Annotated in this window: 23 protein-coding genes and 1 pseudogene; 15 read left to right on the top strand and 9 right to left on the bottom strand. The window is 60.3% G+C overall.

Annotated elements, in window-relative coordinates:
- Nucleotides 1–14: 14 nt before the first annotated feature.
- On the top strand, nt 15–3,008 hold the full coding sequence (locus ACZK0Z_RS11550; RefSeq protein ID WP_043033507.1) for a Tn3 family transposase: 2,994 nt from the start codon (nt 15–17) through the stop codon (nt 3,006–3,008).
- A gap of 43 nt (nt 3,009–3,051) precedes the next feature.
- On the opposite strand, the gene ACZK0Z_RS11545 is transcribed toward ACZK0Z_RS11550, so the two are convergent.
- Entirely contained in the window at nt 3,052–3,330 is a 279-nt protein-coding gene (locus ACZK0Z_RS11545; RefSeq protein ID WP_033835997.1) for a hypothetical protein, read from the bottom strand.
- Nucleotides 3,331–3,424: 94 nt separating this feature from the next.
- On the opposite strand from ACZK0Z_RS11545, the gene ACZK0Z_RS11540 reads away from it, so the two are divergent.
- Together ACZK0Z_RS11540 and ACZK0Z_RS11535 are read left to right on the top strand one after the other, a co-directional pair.
- On the top strand, nt 3,425–3,670 hold the full coding sequence (locus ACZK0Z_RS11540) for a helix-turn-helix domain-containing protein (protein ID WP_043033505.1): 246 nt from the start codon (nt 3,425–3,427) through the stop codon (nt 3,668–3,670).
- A gap of 470 nt (nt 3,671–4,140) precedes the next feature.
- Nucleotides 4,141–4,515: a helix-turn-helix domain-containing protein gene (locus ACZK0Z_RS11535; protein ID WP_080334755.1), complete on the top strand. Its 375-nt coding sequence runs from the start codon at nt 4,141–4,143 to the stop codon at nt 4,513–4,515.
- Nucleotides 4,516–4,638: 123 nt separating this feature from the next.
- On the opposite strand, the gene ACZK0Z_RS11530 is transcribed toward ACZK0Z_RS11535, so the two are convergent.
- Entirely contained in the window at nt 4,639–5,547 is a 909-nt protein-coding gene (locus tag ACZK0Z_RS11530; RefSeq protein WP_043033504.1) for a DMT family transporter, read from the bottom strand.
- A 97-nt stretch (nt 5,548–5,644) separates the two neighbouring features.
- On the opposite strand from ACZK0Z_RS11530, the pseudogene ACZK0Z_RS11525 reads away from it, so the two are divergent.
- Together ACZK0Z_RS11525 and ACZK0Z_RS11520 are read left to right on the top strand one after the other, a co-directional pair.
- Nucleotides 5,645–5,818, top strand: a pseudogene (locus ACZK0Z_RS11525) (AraC family transcriptional regulator); the annotation flags it as partial.
- Nucleotides 5,819–5,974: 156 nt separating this feature from the next.
- A complete protein-coding gene (locus ACZK0Z_RS11520) occupies nt 5,975–6,448 on the top strand; it encodes a helix-turn-helix domain-containing protein (RefSeq protein WP_231298592.1) in 474 nt (157 codons plus the stop codon).
- Here the strand turns inward: ACZK0Z_RS11520 and ACZK0Z_RS11515 are convergent.
- Nucleotides 6,408–7,316, bottom strand: coding sequence for a LysR family transcriptional regulator (locus ACZK0Z_RS11515; protein WP_033835999.1), 909 nt, complete (start codon nt 7,314–7,316; stop codon nt 6,408–6,410). The genes ACZK0Z_RS11520 and ACZK0Z_RS11515 overlap by 41 nt on opposite strands.
- Before the next feature lie 93 nt (nt 7,317–7,409).
- Between ACZK0Z_RS11515 and ACZK0Z_RS11510 the strand changes: the two genes are divergently transcribed.
- From ACZK0Z_RS11510 to ACZK0Z_RS11500, 3 genes are all read left to right on the top strand, one after another.
- Nucleotides 7,410–7,919, top strand: coding sequence for a lactoylglutathione lyase family protein (locus ACZK0Z_RS11510; RefSeq protein ID WP_033836000.1), 510 nt, complete (start codon nt 7,410–7,412; stop codon nt 7,917–7,919).
- A gap of 177 nt (nt 7,920–8,096) precedes the next feature.
- Nucleotides 8,097–8,624 (top strand): SRPBCC family protein, encoded by a 528-nt coding sequence (locus tag ACZK0Z_RS11505; protein ID WP_223224789.1) that lies wholly within the window; start codon nt 8,097–8,099, stop codon nt 8,622–8,624.
- Between the two features lie 52 nt (nt 8,625–8,676).
- Nucleotides 8,677–9,795, top strand: coding sequence for an NADH:flavin oxidoreductase/NADH oxidase (locus tag ACZK0Z_RS11500; protein ID WP_049402762.1), 1,119 nt, complete (start codon nt 8,677–8,679; stop codon nt 9,793–9,795).
- Nucleotides 9,796–10,010: 215 nt separating this feature from the next.
- On the opposite strand, the gene ACZK0Z_RS11495 is transcribed toward ACZK0Z_RS11500, so the two are convergent.
- Complete coding sequence (locus tag ACZK0Z_RS11495) at nt 10,011–10,364, bottom strand: hypothetical protein (RefSeq protein WP_043033501.1); 354 nt, start codon at nt 10,362–10,364, stop codon at nt 10,011–10,013.
- A gap of 26 nt (nt 10,365–10,390) precedes the next feature.
- Here ACZK0Z_RS11495 and ACZK0Z_RS11490 point away from each other — a divergent pair, with 26 nt between their 5' ends.
- Together ACZK0Z_RS11490 and ACZK0Z_RS11485 are read left to right on the top strand one after the other, a co-directional pair.
- Nucleotides 10,391–10,726: a hypothetical protein gene (locus ACZK0Z_RS11490; protein WP_043033500.1), complete on the top strand. Its 336-nt coding sequence runs from the start codon at nt 10,391–10,393 to the stop codon at nt 10,724–10,726.
- Nucleotides 10,727–10,731: 5 nt separating this feature from the next.
- Nucleotides 10,732–11,355: a TetR/AcrR family transcriptional regulator gene (locus tag ACZK0Z_RS11485; RefSeq protein ID WP_043033616.1), complete on the top strand. Its 624-nt coding sequence runs from the start codon at nt 10,732–10,734 to the stop codon at nt 11,353–11,355.
- 589 nt (nt 11,356–11,944) lie between these two features.
- Here ACZK0Z_RS11485 and ACZK0Z_RS11480 read toward each other — a convergent pair.
- The 3 genes from ACZK0Z_RS11480 to ACZK0Z_RS11470 form a co-directional block, all read right to left on the bottom strand.
- Nucleotides 11,945–12,973 (bottom strand): hypothetical protein, encoded by a 1,029-nt coding sequence (locus ACZK0Z_RS11480; protein WP_049402763.1) that lies wholly within the window; start codon nt 12,971–12,973, stop codon nt 11,945–11,947.
- Between the two features lie 234 nt (nt 12,974–13,207).
- Nucleotides 13,208–13,813, bottom strand: coding sequence for a hypothetical protein (locus ACZK0Z_RS11475; protein ID WP_033836002.1), 606 nt, complete (start codon nt 13,811–13,813; stop codon nt 13,208–13,210).
- A 148-nt stretch (nt 13,814–13,961) separates the two neighbouring features.
- Nucleotides 13,962–14,936: a DNA-binding protein gene (locus ACZK0Z_RS11470; protein ID WP_049402764.1), complete on the bottom strand. Its 975-nt coding sequence runs from the start codon at nt 14,934–14,936 to the stop codon at nt 13,962–13,964.
- Nucleotides 14,937–15,040: 104 nt separating this feature from the next.
- On the opposite strand from ACZK0Z_RS11470, the gene ACZK0Z_RS11465 reads away from it, so the two are divergent.
- Together ACZK0Z_RS11465 and ACZK0Z_RS11460 are read left to right on the top strand one after the other, a co-directional pair.
- Nucleotides 15,041–16,117 carry a site-specific integrase gene (locus ACZK0Z_RS11465; RefSeq protein WP_049401586.1) on the top strand — a complete coding sequence of 359 codons (1,077 nt, stop codon included), beginning with the start codon at nt 15,041–15,043 and terminating at the stop codon, nt 16,115–16,117.
- Nucleotides 16,118–16,218: 101 nt separating this feature from the next.
- The gene (locus tag ACZK0Z_RS11460) at nt 16,219–18,183 is read left to right on the top strand and encodes an AAA family ATPase (RefSeq protein WP_049402765.1); all 1,965 of its coding nucleotides are present in this window, start codon (nt 16,219–16,221) and stop codon (nt 18,181–18,183) included.
- 168 nt (nt 18,184–18,351) lie between these two features.
- Here the strand turns inward: ACZK0Z_RS11460 and ACZK0Z_RS11455 are convergent, their stop codons facing one another.
- A complete protein-coding gene (locus tag ACZK0Z_RS11455) occupies nt 18,352–19,053 on the bottom strand; it encodes an adenylate/guanylate cyclase domain-containing protein (protein ID WP_024956864.1) in 702 nt (233 codons plus the stop codon).
- 2 nt (nt 19,054–19,055) lie between these two features.
- Nucleotides 19,056–19,976 carry a TIR domain-containing protein gene (locus tag ACZK0Z_RS11450; protein WP_088428977.1) on the bottom strand — a complete coding sequence of 307 codons (921 nt, stop codon included), beginning with the start codon at nt 19,974–19,976 and terminating at the stop codon, nt 19,056–19,058.
- 133 nt (nt 19,977–20,109) lie between these two features.
- Here ACZK0Z_RS11450 and ACZK0Z_RS11445 point away from each other — a divergent pair, with 133 nt between their 5' ends.
- Genes ACZK0Z_RS11445 through ACZK0Z_RS11435 form a run of 3 tightly spaced genes read left to right on the top strand, consistent with a single transcriptional unit; the run spans nt 20,110 to nt 22,986 of the window.
- On the top strand, nt 20,110–21,642 hold the full coding sequence (locus ACZK0Z_RS11445) for an adenylate/guanylate cyclase domain-containing protein (RefSeq protein WP_043033494.1): 1,533 nt from the start codon (nt 20,110–20,112) through the stop codon (nt 21,640–21,642).
- Entirely contained in the window at nt 21,639–22,517 is an 879-nt protein-coding gene (locus ACZK0Z_RS11440) for an E2 domain-containing protein (RefSeq protein WP_353949944.1), read from the top strand. Before ACZK0Z_RS11445 ends, ACZK0Z_RS11440 begins: the two co-directional genes overlap by 4 nt.
- Complete coding sequence (locus ACZK0Z_RS11435; protein WP_464816522.1) at nt 22,462–22,986, top strand: Pycsar system effector family protein; 525 nt, start codon at nt 22,462–22,464, stop codon at nt 22,984–22,986. The genes ACZK0Z_RS11440 and ACZK0Z_RS11435 overlap by 56 nt, the downstream gene beginning before the upstream one ends.
- The last annotated feature ends 62 nt before the right edge of the window (nt 22,987–23,048 follow it).

The following is a 23,048-nucleotide window of genomic DNA, read 5'->3' as shown; positions in this document are numbered from 1 at the left end:
ACCCTCCGGATCCAATGGCTACCCTTCACGAGACCGCCTACCCGCGACTGAAGCCTGATCCCACCGCCAAGGAACTGGAGGAGATCTATACCCCGACCGCCGCTGAGATTGCATTCGCCAAGCAGCTGACCACCCAGCCGGGTCCGCAGCTGGCGGTACTGATTCATCTCAAGCTCTTCCAACGCTTGGGCTACTTCACGCTGTTGGCCGACGTACCCGAGCGGATCCGGAAGCACATCGCCAAGGCCGCCCGACTCGGGCGCGTATTGGACACCGACCAGCTCGAACGCTACGACGCTTCCGGCAGCCAGCGCCGGCATATGCCGCAGCTTCGGCAATTCATCGGGGTACGTCCCCTGGATAAATCGGGCTTGGCTTGGCTGGACACAGTGGCCACCGGAGCAGCCCAGACCAAGCACACCATCCCGGACATCGTGAACGTCCTGCTCGAAGAGCTGGTGCACCATCGCTACGAACTGCCCGGTTTCCGCACTCTGGAGCTGGCCGCCATCGGCGCCCGTGAGCGGGTCAATCTGGGCTACTACCGCAGCATCAGCCACGCGCTGACGCCTGCCACGCGCACGCTCATCGACGAACTGCTGCGCGCACCGGAAGGGTCCAGGTTCACCGGCTGGCAATCACTCAAGCGCGAGCCCGGCCGGCCCACCAACAAGGAAGTTCGGTTCTACCTGCAGCACATCCGCATGCTGCAGCAGTTGGCCGACCAGCTGCCTCCCATCGATGTGCCGGTGCCCAAGCTCAAGCAGTTCCGTGCAATGGCTCGGGCCTATGACGCCAGCGAGCTGGCCGAACTGGCTCCGGACAAGCGCTATGCGCTGGCCACCATCTTCATTCGCGCCCAGCATGCCAAGACACTGGATGATGCAGCCGAGTTGTTCATCAAGCAGGTGCGCGGGCTGGAGAACACGGCCCAGCAGAAATTGCTGGCCTACCAGCTCGAACATGCCAAACGGGCCGACTTCCTCATCGGCCAGCTCAAGGAAATCCTGCAGGCCTATCAGCTAGACGGCAGCGATAGTCAGCGCGTGGATGCCATCGACAACAGCCTGGAAGCGGAAGTGTCGACCTTGCTGGCCGAATGCGAAGAACATATGGCCTACGCCGGGAAGAACTACCTGCCTTTCATGCTGCAGCCCTATGGCGCGGTCAGGCCGCTGCTGTTCAATGGGCTGGAGCTGATGAAACTTCGGGCGACCAGCCACGACGCCGGCATGGAGCCGCTGATCGCAGCGGTGCTCTCGCTGCGCAACCAGCGCCGTGAGCTGATCGAGGTCGCCTCCCTCGGTTTGGACCCGGAAAAGGACTTTGACTGGATGTCCAAGCTCTGGTGTCAGCACGTGTTCGGCAAGCGGGCCAGTGCAGCCGGCGCCGGCTGGATGCACCGTAAGTACTTCGAGCTGGCCGTGCTGGTGCAGGTCAAGGACGAACTGAAGTCCGGAGATCTCTTCATTCCCAGCAGCGAACGGTTTGATGACTACCGTGAGCAGCTGGTCGATGAAGCCACCTTGGCCCAGGAACTGGAAGCCTACGGCCAGGTGTCAGGCCTGCCCACCGACGCCGAGTCTTTCGTGGCGGGATTACGTGCACAACTGACCTCCCTGGCCGATGAGGTCGACGCGCGTTTCCCGGAGAACGTACATGCGGACATCCTGGATGGGCGCCTGGTGCTGCGGAAGGGGCAACGCGCCGAAGTCTCCAGCGCGATTACCACGGTGGATCGCCTCATCGCCGAACGGCTTCCAGAATCCAGCATCGTCGATGTCCTGATCGATGCCAGCCAATGGCTGGATCTGCACCGTTTCTTCCGCCCGATCGCCGGCACCGAGAGCCAGGTCGAAGATCTGCCCCGACGTGTGATCACCACGCTATTCTGCTATGGCTGCAACCTGGGGCCGACGCAGACGGCGCGGTCGATCAAGGGCTTCAGCCGGCGCCAAGTCGCTTGGCTCAACCTGAAATACGTGACCGAGGATGTGCTTGAGAAGGCCATCGTGGAGGTCATCAATACCTACAACAGATTCGACCTGCCTGGCTATTGGGGCAGCGGCAAGAGCGCATCAGCTGATGGCACGAAGTGGAGCGTCTACGAGGACAACCTGCTGTCGGAGTATCACATCCGCTACGGCGGCTACGGTGGCATCGGCTACTGCCACGTGTCCGACAAATACGTAGCGCCGTTCAGCCACTTCATTCCCTGTGGCGTGCACGAGGGCATCTACATCCTCGACGGTCTGTTGGCCAACACTTCCGACATCCAGCCTGAGATCGTCCATGGCGACACGCAGGCCCAAAGCTATCCGGTCTTCGGCCTGGCCCACATGCTGGGCATCCAGCTGATGCCCCGGATCCGGAACATCAAGGACCTGACATTCTTTCGGCCCGAACCGGGTAGGGCTTATAAGAACATCCAGGCACTGTTCGGGGACAGCATCGACTGGCAACTGATCGCCACCCATCTCCACGACATGCTGCGGGTGGTGATCTCAATCCGATTGGGCAAGATCACCGCGTCCTCGATCCTGCGCCGGCTGGGCACCTACAGCCGGAAGAACAAGCTGTACTTCGCCTTCCGGGAACTTGGCAAGGCCGTTCGAACGCTGTTCTTGCTGCGCTACATTGATGACAATGAGATCCGCAAAACGATCCATGCTGCCACCAACAAGAGCGAGGAATACAACGGCTTCGTGAAATGGGTGTTCTTTGGCAGCCAGGGGATCATTGCTGAGAACGTCCAACACGAGCAGCGCAAGATCATCAAGTACAGCCAGCTGGTGGCCAACATGATCATCCTCCACAACGTGGAAGGCATGAGCCGGACCTTGGCCGAGATGAGGAAGGAGGGGATTGAACTGACGCCCGAGATCCTGGCCGGCCTGTCGCCTTATCGGACCAGCCACATCAATCGCTTCGGCGACTACCACCTGGATCTTGAAAGGGAAGTGGCGCCGCTGAGCTACACAGCCAAGGTGCTTGAACAGACCCCATAGATGGGGAGAACCTGATCGAGAGACGAGCAATCAACTTTGAAATTCAGTCGCTTAGGCAGCTTTTGGCCCTGTACGTAATGATTCCCTGCCGACCCTCTTCAAGGTTCATCCCAGCGACTGCCCAGTTGAAGGCCGCTCTTTCGTGGGCATTGAGTTCCGCGTCGATAGCGTCAATTGACTGCCGGTATTGCTGCTGGGTTCCATTCGTAACCATCTTCTTGTCTGTCGGACCGCTGCAGGCAGCTAGCAGTGCTGATGCTGCCAGGATCAGTGTTGCTCTGCTTCTGGCCGCGGTGATGAAGCGGTATGGCTGTTCGCTCATGCGTCCCCCTGTCAATGAAGAAGACAGAATATCTGGTTTTTAGATATCGGAGAACTGGATATAGCTTTCTAGGCCGCTCAGCCAAGGCGCGGTCGTGTCGAAGTCCATCCATCGAAAAGAGTACGCTGCCCTCATTGAGGCTGTTCGCGAGGCGCGGCTAGCTGCCGGTCTGACCCAGGCCCAGGTGTCCAGCATGCTGGGCCGCAGCCAGTCATTCATCAGCGACGTCGAAACAGGCAAGAGAAGGGTTGATGTGGTGGAGCTGAGAGATATCGCCCGCCTGACAGGCCTTTCGCTGGGCAAGTTGATCACAAACTTTGAGAAGCGAATCAAAGACTAAAGCCCCTTAGGGTGTAGCGGTAGGTTCGCGCTTCTTGCCGGCCGGTCGGGACCAGGCGCACACGCCAGTGACAGACGGCCAACCGGATGGAAGGGGCACGCCCTGCCGGAAATCCGTGACGTAGATCGGCCTCGGCGTGCCGGGTCGAAACTTTAGGCTGTTTTGTGGAACCGTGGGGTCTGAACCCTCGTGTAGATCCGGGTGAAGCGACGTCTTTACAGTTGTTGATGTGAAGACATTTCTCCGGCCCACTCCACAGCAGCTCCACAGGTCGCTAAAGCGAACCCCTAAATGCCTCCGATGGGCTTGTCGCGGGGCCTATACCCTTTCGGCGCGACTGTCTGACGTGGAGGATTGCGCCCTACACAAGCTTCGAGACGCAAAGGCTATCGCTTGGCGGCGGCAGCGCAAGATGCGCAGCTGGGCCGCGAAGCATCCCCGGTTCCTACTGTTAGCCTTTCCGCTTTGGGGTGATCCCCGGTCATTCGCTGAGTTACCGGAACAGAAGCTTTGGCCGCGCATTCTTGGCGTTTTCGCGCTTGTTAGCCCCCATCATCGATGCGCTACAAGCCGATCCAGGAAGTGGCCAGTCACTAGTTCAATGGGCAGAAGTTGCTGGCGTATCCTCTCGGACTCCTGCAAGACGCTGGGTTGCCGCTACTGGCCTGGGATGTTGTGAGTGGCGCCAGAGGCTGAAGCTTGCTGCGTCCCTCCCTCTCCTCCAGAGCGACTGCAAAGTTGGTGATGTTGCCAAGCGGCTGGGCTATAGCGGCCCCTCCCCTTTTATTGCAATGTTTCGCCGACTAACCGGCATGTGCCCAACTCAGCTGAAGAGCGCTGTCTAGATGCAACTTCACCTTGAGGAGAGGGCCCTTTGAACCTGGCTAGCCGAAGAAGCGTTCCCCGAACAAGGAGAACGGGCCTCAAGCGGCCCGTTTTCATTTGAACTGCAGCTATGCAATTGTCTTTCAGCGCTTGGTCGAGGTGTCATCCACGACCATGACCTCGTCAGGCTTCTTGCGAGCTGCGTACTCCGCCAGTACCACACCAAATACTGCCATCAAACCGCCACCCACGACCCAGGTGCTCAGAGACTCTTTGAGGACCACCACCGCAAGCAATGCAGTGACGATCGGGACGAGATTGAAGAACCCGGCCACGCGAGCAGAGCCCAGCCGATGCAGGCCGGTCATCCATGCCAACGGTGCCATGATCGAAGCGCCGATTGCTGCGAATGCAATGCAGCCGATGGCTGCGCCACCCTGGACGCCAGTGCCTGCGACAAGGAAAAGAGGTAGCAGCAGGATCGTTGCAGACATGGCTTGAAGAAACAGGGATTCGATCAGCGTTACGGGAATGCGCCACTTGTGCATCAGCAAATTGTAGGTGGCAAAAGCCAAAGCGCCCAGCAGCATCAGGGCGTCACCTTTGTTGATTCCATGGGAAACCAAGGCTTCAAAGTCACCATGGGACACTACCGCTATCACCCCAACCAAGGAGATGATCGAACCAATCACTGCGCCACCGCGGACTGCGTGACCCATGAAGATGCGCGACAAGGCAAGAGCGATCAACGGGATGAGTGCCTGGATAACGCCCATGTTGGTCGCAGAAGTGAAATGTGCGGCGTAGTACGCCAGGCATTGGAACATGACACCGCCCAAAGCACCGAGCACGAGGAAGCGTGCCCAATTGGCTTTCAGGACCGCTAGGTTCGACTTCAGGCGCGGCAGGGCGAATGGGAGCAAGATGATGGCCGCAGCAAGCCATCGCCAGAAGCTAATATCGACCGGGCCGACGGTCCCTGCAGCGAGCTTTGTAACGATGGTGTTGGCGCCCCAGAGAAGGCAGGCCAGGAGGGGGAGCAGGTAGTACATGGCATCCTCAGATACTGGATATCAACAGCCAGTAGCGTAGACTTGGCGGAATTTCGTTACATCCATAATTTGCGCCAATCTTCATCTTGAATGCGACATGGCAATGGACCCCGTCCCCTCGTTCAGCTCCATCCCTGGAGACATCTACGTTCGGCAAGGGACTTTGCCTCCCTCCGACTGGGATGCTCGTGTGCATCCGTGGGGGCAGTTCAACTATGTTGCGCAGGGTGTCATGGAGTTACAGGTAGGCGAGGACTGGATGGTGTCCCCTACCCACTATGCGATATGGATTCCGCCTGGTGTTCACCACTCATCCCGAAACCGTGGTGCGGTTGCTTATCGATCCGCATACCTTTCGGTCGGCGCGTCGGCGCAGATGCCCAGCATTCCGACTGCGTTAGCGGTTAGCTCGTTGCTTAGGGAGATCTTGGACGAACTGGCCCGTCGTGACATCGGCGAGGCCGTTAAGCCAGAAGACCGGCGACTCTCCGCGGTCGCCCTTGACCTGATTCTGGCCGCGCCGGTGATGTCGAGCTTCCTGCCGCTGGCCAGCGGTGACGTGCTAAAGCGGATTCTGAGCTATGCCGAGACCTCCCTTCAGGACTCTCCGTCGGCACTTGAGGTCGCAGAGCGCCACCACATTAGTGTTCGATCACTTGAGCGCTTGGCAAAGCGCGAGCTAGGGATGGGGTTCGGAGAGTGGCGCAGTCGGCTTCGTTTTCTGAGGGCAATTGATGCCTTGGGTTCAGACCGATCCATTACGCAGATTGCAGACGATCTGGGCTATGCAAACTCAACGTCTTTCAGTGAGATGTTCAAGCGACACTCTGGCCGGACCCCAGACCAGTATAGAAGGGGCCTCAGTCCGCTCCAGCGAGAGGTGGAGCCCTCCTCCCGCTGAATCGAGGCAGGCCTCGAAGCTGTTGGGTCAACCATTTAGCTGGCCCAGACAGTGGCCATTCGGATCGATGGATCATCCAGAGGGTGTCAACCACCGGAGATCCACAGTCAACCACCTCAATTGCGTCTTGCCGAGCGAAGGATTCACGGGCGTGTCGCGGAATGACAGTGAATCCCAGCCCGAGCGATACCGGCTCAAGGATGAGCGCAACCTGATTGGTGAAGCCGTGTATAGGAAGCGCGCGTACGCCTGGATTTCCTGGGAACTTGCGGGCGAGAAGGCGGGTGGCCATAGCCTGGCCATCTGGATGATCAACGAAACCCAACTTTTGAAGATCCGCCCAGCTGTCCGCGCAGGCACCTCTCGGAACTACCAGCTCAAGCGCCTCCTCGGTGAAGGGCTCAGCCCGCAGCCGAGGGTCATCCGGCCGAAGTGCAAGTAGACCCACCTCGTACTTCTTCTCCAGTACCGCCGATAGGATTTCTGGGTCCGGCGAGAAGCGATGACGAATGATCAAGCCGGGATGGGTGCGCTGGAAGTCCAGCAACACCGGGTAAAGAGCAAGGCCAACACTCCCGGGGGTTATCAGCGCAAACTCCCCCTGATCGCTGTCCGCGCTCGCGAGCTTGGCTTGAAGCCGGCGATCGGCCGAATCCATCTCTTGGCAGTACTGCAATAGAGCCATTCCCGCCGGCGTCAGCTCAATAAATCGTGGTCTGCGCAGAAACAGGGCACCCAGCTGTTGCTCAAGATGACGTACATGCTGACTGACCGCAGCCTGGGTGAGCTGCAGCTGGCCTGCGGCCCTGGTAAAGCTCCCGACCTCTGCGATAGCCCGAAAGGATCGGAGCCAATGCTCATTCAGCATAAGAATATTTTATCAATCTGATAAAAATGGATCAGATCATGGTTGAGTTGCAGGGTCTAATCTTGCGGCTACCCCTCTCTTCAGTGGTGTGCCGTGCCTGCCCTACCCCCTCCCTACCCTCGCGCCTTCTCCCACATCGGCCTGTCTGTTACCGATCTCGATGCCGCGGTTTCCTTCTATACAGAAGTCTTGGGCTGGTACCTCGTCATGCCGCCGACCAGGATTGCTGAAGACGAAAGCGCAATTGGCGTGATGTGCACGGATGTGTTTGGGCCTGGATGGGGCAGCTTCCGCATTGCACATCTATCCACTGGTGACCGGGTTGGAGTCGAAATCTTCCAGTTCAATAACGCCGAGCGTCCCGCGAACAACTTCGAGTACTGGAAGTCGGGCGTCTTCCACTTCTGTATTCAGGATCCGGACGTTGAAGGCCTGGCCGCTCGGATTGTGGCAGCTGGTGGAAAGCAGCGAATGCCGGTTCGAGAGTACTTCCCAGGGGAGAAGCCCTATCGGATGGTTTACATGGAGGATCCGCTGGGCAACATCCTGGAGATCTACAGCCACAGCTACGAGCTTACGTATTCAGCTGGCGCGTACGTCTAGCTCCACGCACACCCTCAGCCAGCTTTCGACTGCCAGGCAGTCCTCGCCAAACTGAGACACGACGGTACGGAGCAAGTGTCTCGGCTGTAGAAGTCAGAGGTCTGCAAGTTAGAAGCTGGCGAACGTAATTTTAACGATTCATCGGCGAGCCGCGCCGCTAGCCCTAAGGAGCATATGATGAAAATGAACGGCATTCGTTGGCCGGAAGGCTACCTTCCTGGTTACACCGAAAACTTTGTCTCGAATGAGCTGATCGTCCTCGGCCTTGCCGCAGCTGATGTTTGGCCGTTGCTTGAAGAGCCACGTCTGTGGCCGACCTACTACGGAAATTCAGCCAATGTGCGCTTCCACGATGGCGCCGGCCCTCTGTTGCGAAACGGGGATCGATTCTACTTTGAAACCTTTGGCTTCCCCGTGGAGGCTCAATGCGTCGAGCATGAGGCTCCTACCTCCGAGGGTCCGGGCCGGATCGCTTGGCATGGCTGGGCCGGTGAGCCCGGGTCTGCCGATCGACTTGACGTTCATCATGCGTGGATTGTCGAAGACCTTGATGGTGGCCGAGTGCGGATCCTCACGCAGGAGACGCAGAAGGGACAGCCTGCAGAAGCCCTGCGTCTGGCCAAGCCGAATCCAATGATCAATGGTCACCAGGATTGGCTGGACGGCCTGGTGGAAGCAGCTCGAGCCGCCAAGTCAACGTCCTAAGCCGGAGTAAATCCCCGTGCTTGCTCCTCTTGCTCTCCCCAAAGCCCCGTTTATGTCTGCCCTGTTTAGCCCATTCGAGCTCAAAGGTGTCACTCTTAAGAATCGTATCGCGGTGCCGCCCATGTGCCAGTACAGTGCGGAGGACGGCCGTATCAACGATTGGCATCTCAGCCACTATGCCGCGCTTGCGCGCGGAGGCGCTGGGCTCGTGATTGTCGAGGCTACCGCCGTGTCTCCGGAAGGACGCATCACCCCGGGATGTGCTGGCCTGTGGGGTGATGAGCAAATTCCAGGAATGGCAGCCATCGCTTCTGCCATCAAGCAAGGCGGTGCCGTAGCTGGCATCCAGATCGGCCACGCAGGGCGCAAGGCTAGTGCAAATCGGCCATGGCAAGGCGATGACCACATCGCAGCCGATGATCCCGCAGGATGGGCGATCCTTGGTCCCTCGCCGATCGCCTTTGGCGGCTCGCTCGATAGAGTTCCCAACGAGATGACGGTTGAGGACATTCATCGCGTTCAAGCGGATTTCGTCGCTGCAGCCAAGCGTGCGCTTGCTGCAGGATTTGAATGGCTGGAGCTTCACTTCGCTCATGGCTATCTGGCGCAGAGCTTCTTCAGCCCCGACAGCAACAAGCGGGAGGATCGCTACGGTGGCAGTGCGGAGAACAGAGCACGCTTCCTGCTGGAGACATTGGCGGCCGTCCGTAAGGTTTGGCCCGAGCATCTGCCGCTGACCGCGCGCTTTGGAGTTGTGGAGTACAACTCGCGCGATGGCCAAGCACTGGTCGACTCCATTGAGATTGGCAAAGAAATGCGAGAGTTGGGGCTTGATCTGCTCAACGTGAGCATTGGCTTCAGTGCTCTTGGTGGCCGCGTCCCATGGGGTACACAGGCGTTCCTGGCACCCCTTGCTGAGCGATTTGCTAATGAAACTGGGCTTCCGGTGGCCACAGGTTGGTGCATCGATGATCCACAGACTGCCGAGCGCGTTGTAGCGGACTGTCAGGTTGACCTAGTGATGATCGGGCGGGCCCACCTATCCAATCCGCACTATCCGTACCAAATGGCCATTGCGCTTGGCCAGGAGCTCCCAGCCAGCGTGCTACCCACGCCTTACAGCTATTGGCTGAGCAGATACAAAGGCCCGGGCAAGGCGTCGGCTCAATAGGAGCGAGCCAGCCCCCTCCTCCATCGAGCAATAGGGGCAAATGATCTGGCTCCCATCGAGAATCCCTAACGCCATTGCAAGCTGCTACCCCGCCTCAACACAGGCGGGGACAGGCACCATTAAAGTTGCTCCGCCTTGTCCGCCAGGGGTCACCGAAGCGGCTGCGTGAGCGAGACGGGATGGGAGGTCTGACTAGGCGCCGAAGAAGACTCGAGCTAGCGAGAGGCACTTGGCCGACGCTGCCTTGCCGGCATGCTCAAGCGCGAGCGCTCCGCCGCCGACAAGATGACCATCAGCACAAAGGGGTTGGCTACCTGAATCATGACTACGGACGTCTCTGAGATTGCACCTTGCAGCAGGAGAATCATCGGAATAGTGAGTAGGGCATGGAACAACACTCCCGCACCAACCAAAAGGGCTAGTGCTCGATAGCTCATACGACCCGCGCCAAAGGATGTGTAGATCATCCAAGCGCAGAGGGGGATGAAGATGATGATCGCAGTTAGCGTTCCCGCGCCGTAGCCGACCCCGAGAATCAGCGGGATCACGTGGAAGACAACGTTGATCATGATGATGCTGTAGATCGCATAGCCCCTTGAGCCAGGGCAAGGCTGGAAAGATTGAAGGCGGCGATCGCCTGCCCTGGGTGAAGACGCGTGGTGAGGACAACTACGCGATCTCAGAGCAAATCGGCTGGCAGGTCCATGTCTATGGACGAGCCAGTACTGAACTAAAGGGCTGGTGCGACAGCCGCGGCATGGCTCTTCGCGAGTTTACCTGGCACGAAGAACATGGCCGCGCTGGACGTCAGCAGGACGCTGTCTACGTTCTGCGGCCTGACACTTGGGTGGGATTGGCACAGCCAACGCAGTCCCTAGACGAGCTGCAGCGCTATTGGGATTCCCGCATGGGCAAGAGATTGAGCACGTGAGCGAGATGCAACCTAAGTGGAGTCGTCGCAAGGAGGCGCGGCCGCTCGAGATTGTAGACGCTGCGGTAGATGTTTTCCTTGAGAACGGCTTTGCTGCCGCAAAGCTCTCTGATATCGCGAAGCGCGCACGAGTCGCGAAGGGCACGATCTACCTCTACTTTGAAACCAAGGAAGAGCTGTTTCGAGCCGCAGCGCGCCAGTTGATCTCCACAAATCTGGAAGGCCTTGAGACGGCACAGGCGACCTTCGACGGGTCGATTGAGGAGCTAATCCCGACGCTCCTCCAGCGAGCGGTCTCATCAGGTGGCGATGCCCGCTTGTCTGCAGCATTGCGAATGGTGCTATCGGAGAGCCGAATGTTTCCTGAGCTTGCGAGGATCTGGCATGACGAAGTTGCATCTCGCATGATCCGGCTGGTGGCAAGCGCTGTCGAGCGGGCGCAGGCCAAGGGGACCGTCCGCGCCGGCGACTCAAATCTCATGGCCTTTTCAATCATGGCTCCGATCGTAATGGGTGTGCTGTTCCACGAGCTGTTCGGGACCTCGAGTCCGCATGCACCTGCGCTGGACAAACTTGCGTCCCAGCATGCTTCAATGATCCTTCATGGCATCACTGTGGATGCGATGTAAGCCGCCCTCACGGAGTTGTTAAGGGTTAGGCCACATCTATCCCTCCATGATTGAGATCAGTTGTCCTAGCCCTGCGACTTCGAGGGTGATCGTCTGCCGGCCAGAAGCAGATTCAGCGCGGCACAATCCTAGCCAGCGCATGCGCCCAAGGCATTGCTACTTGAAGGATGGGCAGCCATTGGCAAGCCACCAGCAGGCTACCGTCCTTCGTCGCCCCATGCGCACCGTCACGCAGTTCGAGCAGGGCATCCGGCCCGGGTTAGTCGTCCATCCCGCTGCAGACGATCAGGTCGAAACGACCCGTCGGCCACTCCTGCAGTTTCTGGGCGCAGGCCGCCGGAAGCGATAGAACGTTGAGTGTCGGTCCGAGGGCTGGCGCACCTCGTAGCCGCTGCCTCGATATCCCCCCGAGAACCGCTGGCCGAACGCAAGCGTCAGCGCCTCCACGCTCAGCACCACGTTCCAGATCCTTCGTGGCCCCACTTGCCGCTTCGCTTCCTGCGTTACGACGGCCAGCGCAACGGCCCCGATGACCGCGGACTGGTACCGGAGTTCAGGCACCACTCGCCGAGCTCCCGCGCGCCTGCGATCAGACGAAGACCTCATCGAGCAGGTCCCGCAGCGCGCCGTTCAGCCTCGGGTCGCCCTGTCCCTGCAAGGACAGGTACAGCGACAACGGGTCCACGACGGTGCCCGCGCCACCCAGGCGGGTGGAGTACGCCCAATGCTGCACGTCTGCATAGCCCTCGCCGGCCACGGGAAACCATTCCGGCTCCGGATGCCGACGGAAGCAGTCTCGTCCGATCGCAGCGATCGGACGCGATGGCGCCGCCAGTTCGGTGAGAACGGACAGGCCGGTTTCTCCCGCAGCACGACAATGATCGGCCAGCAGCATGTCCAAGCCACTTTTGCCGATGCAAGTGGTGCGCAGCACCGGCGAGCGCAGCCGCGGCAGCGCGACCGCCCACAAGGAGCGGCGCGCTTTCAAGAACCGTAGCTTCGTCTCCCGCCCCTCGCGCTGGGCGCTGACGAGGTTAGCCGCCACCAGTTCACGGGCGACCCGCGAGGCAGTCATGCGTGAGTAGCCTGCCTCGCGCGCCAGGTCGAGCGGCACCCACGGGACGCTGCCAGGGATGCCGCGCTCCTCCAAGTCGGGCCGCAACAGGGCCGCGATCAGAACCGCTTGTGCCGGATGGCTCAACCGCTCCCCAGCGGATGTGAGCACCCTTGGAGACGAATCGCGCTCGCGTAAGCTCATCAGGAAGCTCGGAGCGAACAGTTGGCTACCAGGCACAACGAAATCCACCCGAGACTCGATGAGCTTGGAGCGAATGTAGGGCGAAACGCCGGAGAGCACGAGAATGACCCTCAAGCCGGCCTTTTCCGCCAATCGATGCACCTGCGCGATCAGCCGCAAAGGTGGCAACGGTTCCGTCTGCGCCGGGACGGTGGCCAGCAGCACCCTGTGGCCGAGCAGGTCAAGCTCGGCCAGGCCGAATAGGGTGGCGAGGAAGTGGGGTAAGCCGCGCGTCTTGGAGCTGGGCCAGGGCTCGAGCTCACCGACCATGTCGGGTAGTAGACCCTGAAGATAGCGGGCTGCGGCGTCGAGGTCGTTCATAGCAGCGAATGTAACGGAGGTTCTTTACCGTAACAAGGCGCGGTGACAGTGAAACTGCTCTGTTACAGTCCAGTGCACCAGGCCCCTGCTACATCGCCAGGCGAGTTCCCCCGTTCAGACGCCAGCTACTCCCTCCGACTCCGCACGATTTGCCGGATAGCCCTCGGCAGTGGATTACTAGAGAGAGGTTTGTGACTATTACCGCGTAGTTGTAACGAACAGCATTTGCATGGGCTATTCATTAGGCAGCACGATTGTGTCGTAGTTGAAGTCTCGAGGCCGCTGACCGGTTGCCTTGATTGCTTCTTCGACGGCTCTATCGAGCATGAGCAGGTACTTTTTAACGATCTCGCTCCCCCGCCCCTTTTTCATCTCTTCTTTTCTCAGAAAGAGTTCCTGGATCTCCTTAAGTGCACTCACAGCCGTTGCTGATTGCTGCAGCGCAATCGCCAAGGATCGGTTCGGCACGTCAACATAGTTGACTGAATCGAAAGCCTTATGAAGCTGGGTCAGATGCGCCAAGATCAGCCGGGGGCCGCCGAATCCTCCCTCGAACTGCGCCAGCATCAGTGTCGCTGGAAATCGCGCATAGGAAATCAGCTCTATGAGGGACTGTGTGACCTCCCGTCTCCTGACTCTGGCGTGCCAAAGGGGGATCAGTCCCGCGGCGATGATGGCTGCGATGCTGCCGATCGCTTGCACCCACGCCGGCCAGTCAAGCGCTAACGTGGCGGATTTGGGACTCGGCTTGCTCATGAGTGCCCAAGTCAAGACGGCTCCTGCGGCAAAGGTCATCACAGCGACCACCGCCCAATCTCTGTCAGTTCTTCCCTGCTTCATGGCGTTCCTCCTCCGGCGTGCTGGTTTCTACCGTTCGTACGGGGCCTGTCGCGCCGTGCTCTCGGGCGCGGTCGAGGATGAACTTTGGGGGGGGCGTGTACGTCCTCCAAGTCTTTCGGGGAAAGAAGCCTTGATCGAATGGATGGCCTCAAGTCTTAGATTTCCTGCTATTGGGTTCTTGTGTCGGCTCGCCCACTCTTCTGGGCGCGGTGCGGCGTGGCTTGCTTTGCCTGCTTGGCGTTGCCGTGTTCGCTCTCCCTTGTCGGAGTGCCTCGGTAACTTGCCGAGTGGTTTCCTTCAGTGACGTCAGCTGCGCCTCCAAGCCATCAGCCCGCGCGTTCACGCCTTCCAGTCGGCGCAATGCCTGTTGCTCGCGGTTGGCAGCAGCAATGGCTTGTTGCTCGCTCTCTCGCAATGAGGTGGCCAAGGCCATGCGCTCCCGCCCCCACTCCTGCTCGGCTGACCGCAACGCCTGGCGATGCCGGTCAACCTCCGTATGGGCACGATCCTCCACTGCCCTGACGTGCGCCTGGAGCGCCCTCCTCTCTTCTTCGTGAGCGGCCGCGGCCTCGCCCAGACTGCGGCGTACGGCATCCAGTTCCTGCTCGAGTCGCTCCGCCCGTCCATAGGCTCCATCGCGTTGGCGCAGCAGGTCTTGTACTTGTGCCGTCATCTGGGAGACCTGTGCCGCCAACTGCTCCGCGGTGGTGGCGGCGGCCTGAGTCTGGACCTGAGCCTCCCTTTCGCGCTTCTGGCTGGCCTCAATCGCCAGCGTCAGGGCCACCCGGTCCTCCTCCAGCAGGCGCTCGCGTTCCTCCAGTGCGTGCCTGGTCGACTCCAGCTGGGTCTGAGCGAGCTCGCCGGCATCCTGCAGCGCGGCCTGCCACAAACGCTGGCTCAGGTGAGCTACCCGCTCTGGGATGCCTGGAACCGCCGCCTCAATGGCGCGCTGGCGCAGGCGAAAGCCTACGGTCTGCCACCAGGTCTCCAGCCAACGCGTGACGGTGTTGGGCGAGCCGGTGCCCAAGTGGGCTCGGATTCGCTCGACGGTGGGACGTTCGCCGGCGGCGATGATGTCGTCCGCTGCCTGGTGCACATCCAGTTCGCTGATGCCCTTGGCCATTGGGTGTCCTTCTGCGGAACGGTGAGAATTGGCAGGCCATGTCTGATAAGGCATATTTATCAGATGTAGCTCAACCTAATCATAGTGCACAATACATAGTACATATGAATAATATCACTGCTGCGTCAGGGGAACTCGTTTCGGGGCTGGTTCCGGAGCGGCTGGCCACTTCCGCCGCAGAAGCGGTGCGAGACATCCTGCAGGAGGCCGAAGCGCCTAACACCATTCGCAGCTACGCCGGCGCCCTGCGCTATTGGGCGGGCTGGTTCGAAGGGCGCTATGGCAGGCCCATCGCCCTACCCGTCCCCCCGGCGGCAGTGGTTCAGTTCATCGTGGATCACATGGGGCGCTCAGGCGATTTGGGGCTTCGTTGGGATCTGCCTGCAGACTTGGATAGTGCCTTGGTGCATGCGGGCCTGAAGAAGAAGCCTGGGCCGCTGGCGTTCTCCAGCCTGGTCCACCGGGTGGCGGTCTTGTCGGCGGCCCACAAGCAGGCCCGCCAAGACAACCCTTGCGAGGATCGCGCCGTGAGGACCCTACTGTCCAAGGGGCGCAGGGCTTCTCACAAACGAGGCGAGCGCCCGGCCAAGAAGACCGCGCTGTCAGCCGCAGATCTGCGCGCAATGGCGGCCACCTGCGACACCTCGCTCAAGGGGAAGCGCGATCGCGCCCTGCTCTACTTTGCCTTTGCTAGCGGCGGGCGCCGCCGCAGCGAAGTCGCCGAGGCGACGGTGAATCACCTCACCCGACTGCCCGAAGGCGGCTACACCTATCGCTTGGATCACGGAAAAACCTTGCAGTCCGGGCCAGTGGTTGGCAGCAGCCCCGACAAGCCCATCCTGGGAGAGGCAGCCACCGCACTGCAGGACTGGCTGGACATGGCCGAGATTACCGACGGCCCCCTGTTCCGGCGCGTCTGGCCACGGTCATTGGGCGGCGCGCTCAGCGGCAAGGCGGTCGCCGCCATCGTTAAGGACCGGGCGCGGTTGGCCGGTCTGGACGGGGACTTTGCCGGCCACAGCCTGCGCTCGGGCTTTGTTACCGAAGGTGCGCGGCGTGGGGTGGCCCTGCCGGCGCTGATGGCGATGACCGATCACCGCTCCGTGGCCAGCGTGATCGGATATTTCCAGCAGGGCGGCGTCGGCAGCAACCCCGCCGCGCGCCTGATGGATGAGGACTGAGCCTCCGGCCCGAGCGGCCAGCAGTGCGCGTTGAATGTGCCCCGCTCGGGCCCTATCCTGCACAAGACGCGCACCATCCACGGCAGGAATCAGGGGGCAGCATGAAGCTAGTCAAGGCACGGATCCGAAACTTCCGTTCTGCAGAGGATTCCGGAACGTTCGATGTCGGAGAGCTGACCTGCTTGGTCGGTAAGAACGAGGCGGGCAAGACTGCAATTCTGACGGCGTTGTTTGGTACCCGTCCCATCGCCGACCAGTTTGCTTACGACACGGTGCACGATTACCCCCGCCGCTTCCTCACGCGGTATGAGGAACGCCACGACGACGAACCCGCACCGGTTGCCACCCTGACCTGGGAGCTCAGCCACGAAGACCAAAAGGCGGTCGCCGACGTCCTGGGTGCCGGCGCGTTAAGTAGTACGACCGTTGACGTAACGACAGATTACAGTGGCCACAGCACTTGGAGCATTCACGTCGATCCCAACGTGGTGCGCGCGTTTCTGCTCGACCAGCACGGTGTGGCAGGCGAGGAGCGGGAGAAGTTTTCCAAGATATTGCTGGATCGACTCGTGGTCGAGATAGATGCGCACCCCGAGCCGTCTGACCAATTGCAGGCGGTCAAGCGGTCCATCAGCGGCTTCCGCAAGGGGAAACCAGTGCTGGCGGCCATCGATATCCTGCAGAAAAGGATGCCGGCGTTCTTCTATACCTCTCACTTTGATCGCATGTCCGGGGAGATATCGCTGGACAAGCTGTCTCGTGACACCCAAAGCGGCGCGACGATCTCCCCGGGTGACCAGATTTTCCTCGACTTCCTCGAGTACGCCGGGACGTCGGTCAGCGAATTGCAGTCCAGCACACGCCTGGAAGAGCTCAACGCACGTTGCCAAGCCGCCTCCAATGAAATTACCGATGAGATCTTCGAGTTTTGGAGTCAGAACGACGCGCTCAGTGTAGAGATAGCGCTTGCCCAAGGCCTCTCCGAGGATCCCGCCCCCTTCAATAGCGGGACTGTTGCCAAAATCCGCATTCGGAATGACAACCACAAGGTTTCGGTGCCCCTGTCTGAGCGCAGCGCCGGATTCGTCTGGTTCTTCTCCTTCCTGTCGCAGTTCAAGCAGATGCGAAAGAGGAACCCCGGTGCGATCATCCTTCTGGATGAGCCTGGATTGACGCTACATGGAAAGGCGCAAGCTGATCTGCTCCGCTACATCATTGAGCGTCTACTCCCCGACCCCCAGGTCATCTACAGCACCCACTCGCCCTTTATGGTGCCGGCCGATCGTCTTGCGGACGTTCGCGTCGTCGAGGACGTTGTCACCTACGACCAGCGTCGCCGCCCCACCGTTAAGGGCACACAGGTCTCCGCGGACGTCCTGAGCGTCGATCAGGACACGCTGTTCCCCCTTCAGGCCCATCTCGGTTACGAGGTTACCCAAAGCCTGTTTGTGGGAGCGCATACCCTGTTGGTCGAAGGACCTTCGGATGTGCTCTATCTTCAGGCGGCATCGCACGCGCTCAAGCAACGCAAGCGCCAAGGCTTGGACAGCCGGTGGGTGATCTGCCCCACAGGCGGCATAGACAAAGTGCAATCGTTCGCCTCGCTCTTCTCTGGCAAGGGCATCCACATGGTCGCCTTGTGTGACTACGGCAATGGCGATAAAGGCAAGGTGCAGCGGCTGAGGGAGTCTCAGATCATGAAGACTTCCGGCGTCTTGGTAGCCACGGATTTCACCGGAAAGGCGGAGAGCGACATTGAGGACTTCTTCGCACCCGCCGTCTTCGCCGACATCCTCAACGGTGCCTACGGTCTGAAGGGAAAAGGGCAAATTTCCGCCCGGCAGTTCAGCCAAGACGGTGCCCTGACGCGCCAGGTCAAACAGGCCGAAGCACTGTTTAATGTCATGGGGGCTTCCGTTCCGCCCCTGGATCATTTCACTCCCGCCAACTGGCTCATCCAGAATCAGCACGTGCTGGCCGCGGAAACTACGGCCATCAATGAAACGCTGGAGCGCTTTGAGAAGGCCTTCGCTGAGATCAATGCGGCGCTAGGGGCCGGTGCGTAGATGAACCTCTGCCAGAGCTCCGCAATGGCAGCGGGTTCCTCTCCCGGCGCGCACTCATCGGAGGGCAGGACTCGGCTGCCTGACTCCCGCGCCATGAAATCGGCCTCTAACAGTGCGCCCTTTCCCTGCCATGCTGGCCCTGCGAATGCCGGGTCCGCAGAGGGCGCTTTAGACGCGCCAAGCCCAGTCTGATCCGTGAATGCGGCGACCACCCTGCCGGTTCCAGCGGAACGCCTCCCACATCAGAGTCGGCGGCGTTCCACCGTACTTCAACTCATCAGCCAACCGGATGAACACCTCATCGGTAATCCAGGTTGACGGGGCAAGGTCCAGGTCCGTGAGCTTGGCCGCATGATTGGCCGCGCGTCCAACCCAGACGATGTCGTTGCCGCCTCGAATACCCGTGCGAGCAGCTCGGATTGGGCTGCTGTCGATTCCGACGACATGCCTCACGGTACCTGTCCAGTCGGGGTACTGCTGTTTCAACGCTGGCATGACGATCATCTTGACCGCATAGTTGATTTTCAACCCGGCCTTAGCCGCCGGCGTGGCTTGCCGGTCACCCACCCAGATGCCCATGACACGATCTCCGTCGTAGGAGGTGATCTTGCCGCCCTCTTTCCTGATGATCGTCGCTGCACAGTGCAGGAACGCTTTGTAGATCTCTGCACTCAACTGCCAGGCTTCGGTGTCGACCATATTCGTTGAGCCGTTCAGGTCCGCGTACAAAACAGTGGCACGATCAAACTCCACTGCGTCATTGCCCAATCGCAGATCTTCTGGATCGGGTACAACTTGACCTCTCCGTGTAGACCATCGGGTTTGTGCTATCGCCTGCACGGCGGCCGTCATCTCTTCCAGCAGTGCCACCGTCAGTCCCTCGGCCCAGCTTCGAGAATGCGGGAGCGAATTTGTTCGCATGCCGGTGCAATCAAAGCCCGGGCGTCCGGGCCAGGGGTGTATCGGTAGGGGACGGTCGTGAGCCCCGTGAGATCACTGGGAAGCTTCAGCTTGTCTTCGCGCGGCTCCATCAAGAAGGCGCGCCGACGCCCCAGGAATCCAATGAACATACCCAGTTCAAAGACGACGTTGTCGCGCATGACAGGCCACTCGTCACCGCGGCTGATGACCATGTCATCCGCGTGGGCCACGGCAATGGCAAAGTCTGCCTGTTCCAGCTGGCGCTCGAGCTCGTCAAGTGTGTAGTTGGCGGCGCGGAACACCCCGTGGTCCCATACCACCGTCAGGAACGGGTCGTGCTCGAAGTGCTGTACCAGCAACCGCGTGACAGGGAGCGCCTCCACCGACGACATCACAAAGACCCGGACCTGTCCGCGAGGTTGGGTAATCATGTGATTGCGCTCTTTTAGACGGCGCGAAAGGGTCGCGGCCAGCCGCCGCCAGATGACGGGGTGTGAATCCGCAATCCTGCTGAAATCGATTTCCGGCACCTTTAGCACTACGGTCGGCTCGCGTGCAGTAACAGTTGCCGCCCGCAGTTGCGCCGGTTCGATGGCTGCCATTTCGCCGACGTGGTCCCCAGCCCTTCGGGTATTAACCACTTTGCCGTTGACCAGCACGTCCACGGAGCCGGAGACAATGAAGAAAACGTCGGTCTCTGGGGCGCCCTGAGTGATAAAGGCCTGCCCTGTCCCCACGTCGAGCAATTCCCCGGCCTGTGCCAGCTGGGCTGCGGCCGCGTCCAAGCCGGCCAGCAGGCGGAACTCAGCCAAGGCGGCGATCAGTCGCCTGCCATCATCCGCCGCGAGGCGCTCGACGATCCCAGTCCCCATACTGCCCCCTTGAAAGTGTGAACTGGGTCCCAATATACGCCCAAAGGAGCTGGAATGAATCCGGCTGCCAGCCACGCCGTAGGCGACGCGACCCGCCCGGCCTGGCCTCCTCTTGGGCGCAGGGAGTAGCACGATGGGACACAGCTGGAAAAAAGATCGCACCAAGAAGCGCATTGCCACCCGTTACGCCGAAGTCCGCGACGTGGACATCCGCGATTACAAGCGGGAAACCTCGCTGGTGGATATTCCAGTCAATCGCGCCTATCGCGTCCAAGGGGCGCATGTCTACATCGACATCGTCAATCTGGCGGACATGCTTAGCTGCACTGACATCGAAGGCGAAACCTGCCACAAGCGGGCCCTTCGATTCCTGAATCAGCACTACCGCGCCGTCCATCGCATCCTCGTTGAAAGTGATGCCATCCGTGTGGACTTTCACAACCAGCGGCTGCATGCGGTTGTGACCAAGCCGTACGGCGATGCCAACGAACGCGCCCGGATCGAGCGCGCGGTTGCGATCGCCCAGCTCGCCATCGATGTGCTGGCTGAAACGGGCGACTCGGACGCGCACATCCCCAATGCCCAGGTTCGTGTCGGCATTGACAGCGGGATGGCGTTGGCCGTCAACAATGGTCGTCGCGCCAGCCGAGAACCTCTTTTCTTAGGCTCCCCAGCCAATCAGGCGGCCAAGTGTGCCGGGCATGGAGGGGCTGAAGGCATCTACCTGACGCACGGCGCACGTGCCGTGCTTGAACTGCCTACCTTGACCGGCAACAAGGACCGCACCACTTCGCTGACCGATGCTCAGATTTCCGCATGCGTCGAGGCCGCTGCACTCGGCATTTCCAAGTCGCGCATCATCGAACTCTGGAAAGATGAACAGGCCGAGCTCCCTATCGGCGAATTCAAGTTCAGTCGACCGACGCCTCCGCTTTCTGATCTGGACTTCTCCCTGCTCAGCGCGGCGAACTCAAGGCGATTTGATGGCGTTTCGATCTATGCCGACATTGACGGATTCACCGACTTCGTGGACAAGCACTTAGAGGAGGATCCCGAACATCTGGTTCGAACACTGCACGTATTGCGCTCTGAGCTGGATGCGGTCGTACACGAGGATTTTGGAGGGCGTCGTGTCCGTTTTATTGGCGACTGCCTTCATGGGGTGCTGCTGGAGGGCACGTCACAGACGACAGATGCGCAGGACACGGTCAGCACCGCTGCCCAGTGCGCGGGTGCATTGCGCAGCAGTTTCTCCACTGCCCTGGAGCAACTGAGCGCCGAAGGCGCGGAAGTGGCAGAGCTGGGATTGGCCATTGGCTTCGAACTTGGCCCCCTTGCCATTTCCCGCCTGGGCATGAAGGGGAGCCTTCTGCGGTGTGCCACGGGGCGAGCGGTGTTGGAATCTGAAGCCCAACAACGACTCTGCGACGGTGTGGAGACGGCCATTGGTGAAAATGCCTACAAGGCCGCCAGCGCCGCGATACGGACCGTCTTTACCGACAAGCGAAAGGCGGCGAACCTAGACTATGCCGCAGCGGTGGAGGAACTCGCCGCATCCGGGGACCGCGTGGCGAAGGCAACACTGGAGGCACACTACGCTGAAGTGGCACCCGCAGTGGCTCCTGCGCTCGCGCAGCCGATCCGTCCTCATGTGGCCGCGACGTGACGCCAAGGCCTTTGGAGCTGCTGCAGCGCGTGGCACCGGACTACGGTGCCACGTTGATCGTAGACCCTGTCGGGGGGCTGGTTGGGATCACAGTGGTTCGGGCCGGCGGAGCCGAGTACGCATTTAGATTGCTCGTCTCCGTTGCAGGCGAGCACGTCTCAGTGCGCGAGATCGCCGACCCCGGCATGCTGCCGGGGTTCTGTCCCGATCGGCATATCAACGGTGACCGTAGCTTCTGCCTCGGCTGGGGAGAAGACAATCCGAGCCGGATCCAAGACGAAGCAGCAGCGAGGCATTGGTGGGCCACGGTCTACCAGTACCTGACCTACCAGATCGGCGCGAACGCCCGCCGGGTCTTTCCTGGAGCGGAGAACGGCCGCGCGCACGGTCGTGCTGCGCAGCATCAGGCCAATGCTGAGCAGGCAGCCGAACGACTGGGTCCGGCATTCAAGGCAGATGTGCTCGCGGGGCAGTTCATGGTCCGCAAGGATTCGCGCCCTCAGAAGCGGAGGCTCGAGCTCTGGCACGGCAAACTACTCCTTGCTCGGGTGTCGACGCGCACTGAAACCTTGGTCGGGAGACCCCCAGTCTGCCCATGTGGCCGCGATCCTGACGGTGCGATCACTGCATGTGGCGACCACGCTGCGGCCCTGGTCACTTTCATCTTGGAACAGCACCGATGTGCGCTGGCCGACACAGCTTTCCTTGAGGATTGTGCGGCTGCAGGAGCGCGCTGCTGCGGAACGCTGGACATCTGCGGTCTTCGATCTGCCATCAAACGAACACAAACCGTATCCCTCAAGACAGAGAACTCACCCCGTGCAAGAACCTCAAAATTCTGGCGGCCACCCGCCAAATCAAAGCGACCGCGTTAGTGCCGCTTGGCAGCAGCTGAATTTGGTCTTGGGCTTCTTCTCCCGTGTAGACACAAAACTCTCGGTCGGCCTGGGTATCAACCTGGGCATGCTTGCCATGATCGCGACGCGGCTGCCGAAACTTGATGAACTAACGGCCCTGATCTCGGTTGCGGGCGTTTTGTTCCTTACACCGCTTACTGTTAGCTTCTGGCACCTGTGGTACGGATATTTTCCGGAACTGCGAGGCGGGTCAAATTCGCTCATCTTCTTTGAACGGGTGTCGAGCATGGCCGAGCACGAGTTCTTGCAGAAGTGCGCGGAGCGTACGCTGATGGAGTTCGAGGAAGACCTCCTGGGTCAATGTTGGCGCAATTCCAAGATTCTCTCGTCAAAATTCAGCTGTTTGAAGTACGCGTACATTGCCACTGTTCTGGCAATCGCCCCATGGATGGCACTCATCGTTGTGCTGCCTCCGCCGGCAAAGTGACACACAAGTGGCTTCTGCTCATCCAGTTGTTGAGCCGGAGCCCCGGGCAGCGCTGACAGGGC

Source organism: Stenotrophomonas sp. 116085_Sma, assembly GCF_056479585.1.
The sequence above is the reverse complement of the archived record's forward strand: the minus strand, read 5'-3'. Positions and strand labels throughout refer to the sequence as shown.

What these genes read in the sequence shown, in the direction of transcription:
- ACZK0Z_RS11500 (WP_049402762.1), top strand. Translation starts at nt 8,677, where the DNA reads ATGTCTGCCCTGTTTAGCCCATTCGAGCTCAAAGGTGTCACTCTTAAG.
- ACZK0Z_RS11550 (WP_043033507.1), top strand. Translation starts at nt 15, where the DNA reads ATGGCTACCCTTCACGAGACCGCCTACCCGCGACTGAAGCCTGATCCC.
- ACZK0Z_RS11480 (WP_049402763.1), bottom strand. Translation starts at nt 12,973, where the DNA reads ATGAACGACCTCGACGCCGCAGCCCGCTATCTTCAGGGTCTACTACCC.
- ACZK0Z_RS11545 (WP_033835997.1), bottom strand. Translation starts at nt 3,330, where the DNA reads ATGAGCGAACAGCCATACCGCTTCATCACCGCGGCCAGAAGCAGAGCA.
- ACZK0Z_RS11495 (WP_043033501.1), bottom strand. Translation starts at nt 10,364, where the DNA reads ATGATCAACGTTGTCTTCCACGTGATCCCGCTGATTCTCGGGGTCGGC.
- ACZK0Z_RS11530 (WP_043033504.1), bottom strand. Translation starts at nt 5,547, where the DNA reads ATGTACTACCTGCTCCCCCTCCTGGCCTGCCTTCTCTGGGGCGCCAAC.
- ACZK0Z_RS11450 (WP_088428977.1), bottom strand. Translation starts at nt 19,976, where the DNA reads ATGGGGACTGGGATCGTCGAGCGCCTCGCGGCGGATGATGGCAGGCGA.
- ACZK0Z_RS11475 (WP_033836002.1), bottom strand. Translation starts at nt 13,813, where the DNA reads ATGAAGCAGGGAAGAACTGACAGAGATTGGGCGGTGGTCGCTGTGATG.
- ACZK0Z_RS11445 (WP_043033494.1), top strand. Translation starts at nt 20,110, where the DNA reads ATGGGACACAGCTGGAAAAAAGATCGCACCAAGAAGCGCATTGCCACC.
- ACZK0Z_RS11470 (WP_049402764.1), bottom strand. Translation starts at nt 14,936, where the DNA reads ATGGCCAAGGGCATCAGCGAACTGGATGTGCACCAGGCAGCGGACGAC.
- ACZK0Z_RS11515 (WP_033835999.1), bottom strand. Translation starts at nt 7,316, where the DNA reads ATGCTGAATGAGCATTGGCTCCGATCCTTTCGGGCTATCGCAGAGGTC.
- ACZK0Z_RS11465 (WP_049401586.1), top strand. Translation starts at nt 15,041, where the DNA reads ATGAATAATATCACTGCTGCGTCAGGGGAACTCGTTTCGGGGCTGGTT.
- ACZK0Z_RS11505 (WP_223224789.1), top strand. Translation starts at nt 8,097, where the DNA reads ATGAAAATGAACGGCATTCGTTGGCCGGAAGGCTACCTTCCTGGTTAC.
- ACZK0Z_RS11485 (WP_043033616.1), top strand. Translation starts at nt 10,732, where the DNA reads ATGCAACCTAAGTGGAGTCGTCGCAAGGAGGCGCGGCCGCTCGAGATT.
- ACZK0Z_RS11460 (WP_049402765.1), top strand. Translation starts at nt 16,219, where the DNA reads ATGAAGCTAGTCAAGGCACGGATCCGAAACTTCCGTTCTGCAGAGGAT.